This window comes from Enterobacter sp. GER_MD16_1505_Eko_090 (genome assembly GCF_003331015.1).
Classification (GTDB): Bacteria; Pseudomonadota; Gammaproteobacteria; order Enterobacterales; family Enterobacteriaceae; genus Enterobacter; species Enterobacter roggenkampii.
This window is the reverse complement of record NZ_PUQF01000057.1, coordinates 1-1,722: the sequence shown is the minus strand read 5'-3', so window position 1 is coordinate 1,722 and position 1,722 is coordinate 1. Positions and strand designations below refer to the sequence as shown.

3 protein-coding genes and 1 pseudogene are annotated in these 1,722 nt (G+C 50.6%); 3 read left to right on the top strand and 1 reads right to left on the bottom strand.

Annotation, left to right across the window (positions count from 1 at the left end):
• Positions 1-78: 78 nt before the first annotated feature.
• The 3 genes and pseudogenes from C6A40_RS24705 to C6A40_RS24695 all read left to right on the top strand — a co-directional run.
• A pseudogene (locus C6A40_RS24705) lies at positions 79-627 on the top strand (DsbA family protein); the annotation flags it as partial.
• Between the two features lie 136 nt (positions 628-763).
• A complete protein-coding gene (locus C6A40_RS24700) occupies positions 764-991 on the top strand; it encodes a type II toxin-antitoxin system Phd/YefM family antitoxin (protein ID WP_021314796.1) in 228 nt (75 codons plus the stop codon).
• Positions 992-1,017: 26 nt separating this feature from the next.
• Positions 1,018-1,353, top strand: a complete 336-nt coding sequence (locus C6A40_RS24695) for a type II toxin-antitoxin system RelE/ParE family toxin (RefSeq protein WP_112020735.1) — start codon at positions 1,018-1,020, stop codon at positions 1,351-1,353.
• A gap of 7 nt (positions 1,354-1,360) precedes the next feature.
• Here C6A40_RS24695 and C6A40_RS25180 read toward each other — a convergent pair.
• Positions 1,361-1,722 (bottom strand): hypothetical protein (locus C6A40_RS25180; RefSeq protein WP_204690096.1); only part of this gene is annotated, 362 nt, incomplete at its 5' end.

Sequence of the window (1,722 nt, the reverse complement as noted above, 5' to 3'; positions counted from 1 at the left end):
CTAGTCTAAAAACTAGTATTAAGACTATCACTAACTTAAGTGATACCAACTGTCTGGAGATTCATGGGGCCAGTCTAGAATCAGGCGAACCTTCTGCATGATCCGGACACCCCGGCTTACGGGCCTGATACTGCAAAGGTCGCGGTGATTGAATTCTTTGATTACCAGTGCGTGTTCTGCAGCCGCTTCGCGCCGGAACTGGAGAAGGTCATGAAAGCGCAGCCGGACGTCCGCTACCTCTTTAAGGAGTGGCCAATATTTGGTGGTCGCTGGGAAGCTTCACTTCAGGCTGCACAGCAGGGGCTGACGGTCTGGCAACAGAAAGGGCCGCAGGCCTATGTCACCTATCACAATGCCATCTACGCCACCGGCCATAATGAAGGCAAGCTGACGGCAGAGGATATACTCGCGGCAGCGTCAAAGGCAGGGCTGGCCGCCTCTGTGCCGGGCGACCATACCGCGTCCCTTGAGAAAAACAGTAACCTGGCAGAGGAACTGGGGCTCACCGGAACGCCGGGGATCGTCGTCATGCCCGTTAGCGGGGCGACTCCCGACACCATCACGGTTTTCCCGGAAGCCGTAACCGCTGACAGACTACAGGCCGCGATAAGAAAAGCCTCCCGGTGACAATGACCCTCACTCGTATTTTCAGCGGAATGGCTTCGTGATGCCGTGTTGAGCGCAGTCAAATCATAAGGGTCAAATTGCAGTTGGACTAAATTTAGGCTATATTAAGTCCTGATTTAACGACAAGGCTCCCACAATGAAAGTTGAAACAATCTCTTTCGTCAAAAAAAATGCAGCATCCCTGGACCTCTCGGAACCGATTCTGGTTACCCAGAATGGTGTACCAGCTTACGTTATTGAGTCCTATGACCAGCAACAGGAGCGGGAAAATGCCATAGCACTTCTTAAACTGCTGACGCTATCTGAACAGGACAGAGCGGAAGGAAAAGTGCTTACCAGAGGTCAGTTGCTTGAGGGATTGTAAGGACGCTTTCCGCTTAAGGTGAAAAAATGGAAAAAAAAGTCGTTAAAATTGAATACACGGAAACAGTGAAAATTTGCCTGTCAGAGATCGCATCTCACCTTACACATTCAGACGTTGACCCTGCTCCCGTCCTGGCCGAAATACTGGATCAGTATGAGCAGCGCGTGAGTCTCTACCCCTATGGCTGTCAGAGTTGTCCGGAACTGCTTAAAATGGGTGTCTCAAAATATCGTGAATGTAATACGGCAAACGGATACCGCGTCATTTACTCTGCAGAAGATTCTGTCGTCACGACACACGCGATACTTGCGCACAAACAGGATATTAAGCAACTCTTGTTCAGACGCCTTATCAAGGCCTGATAAATAATCAGCATCCCGTATGCAGTCTCTTATTCAAAGTGATGGCCGGCGGATTTGCCAGCAGGCTGACACTGCTTGCCTGGCCGGCCGCAGGGCCTTTCATTATGAGAGTACGAATCGGAGAACCAGCGTAGCCAGATACAGCTGACACAGGAGCTGGAACATTCTCCATCCCCATATGACATATCGCCATTTGCGTTTCTCCCTGGCATCGGCTTCTGCAATAGCCGTGTTGGCGCTGTTTTTTTTCCACCACTCTCTGTACATGCTGCAGAACAACCAGAGCCACAGATGTTACCAACGGTGCAAAACTGATCCACCCCAGCGGTTGAAAATTGATCCAGGGGTTAATCTGCTCCTCTGAATACA

Coding starts and splice junctions, on each gene's coding strand:
- C6A40_RS24700 (WP_021314796.1), top strand. CDS start 764: ATGAAAGTTGAAACAATCTCTTTCGTCAAAAAAAATGCAGCATCCCTG.
- C6A40_RS24695 (WP_112020735.1), top strand. CDS start 1,018: ATGGAAAAAAAAGTCGTTAAAATTGAATACACGGAAACAGTGAAAATT.